Annotated in this window: 1 pseudogene; it reads right to left on the bottom strand. The window is 58.0% G+C overall.

Annotated elements, in window-relative coordinates:
* Window positions 1-85: 85 nt before the first annotated feature.
* Window positions 86-559, bottom strand: a pseudogene (locus tag HB393_RS24915) (ATP-binding protein); the annotation flags it as partial.

Raw genomic sequence — 559 nt, 5'->3', positions numbered from 1 at the left:
AACGCCAACACACTTCACCAAATGTACGGATGAACCATTGTTTGTCGTAGCTTTTGAGGAATTATATGTCGTAGGTACCCGAGTCTCAGGCCTGGCCGATGACAAGGCTGTCTCTAGCTGCCTCGACGATTTCAACCGAGATAGCCTGGGCATCGTTGACGCCCAGCACGCGTTCAACCTGGGTGAGCAGCCGCGTGAGAAGTCGGAGGTTGCCACCAGTCATCCGAACTAGGCGCGCTACTACTTCGGGGGTAAAGCCGCTATCAGGGAGCTTCACGCCTGGCGGTGTCCAGCATCGTTCAAGAAGCTCTTGGACTTCCGTCGCGCCAAGCGGCCGGAACTCATGAACGAAGCCGATACGCGAATAAAGCTGAGGAAAGCGAGCGATTCGCTTCTCGATGCCGGGCATGCCGATTAGAATCATGCCCATATCGCCGCTGTCGAAGACAGAACGGACCTGTTCGAGACTGTTCATCTGCAGCCGGTCAGCGCGCGGCCTGCTCCCCGTTGGAGTAGCCAGTGTCGGCGGCGCTCGCGTACGCTGCCCATGCTGGCCACT

The organism is Granulicella sp. dw_53, assembly GCF_018449545.1.
In the GTDB taxonomy this organism is placed as follows: domain Bacteria; phylum Acidobacteriota; class Terriglobia; order Terriglobales; family Acidobacteriaceae; genus Edaphobacter.
The sequence above is the reverse complement of the archived record's forward strand: the minus strand, read 5'-3'. Positions and strand labels throughout refer to the sequence as shown.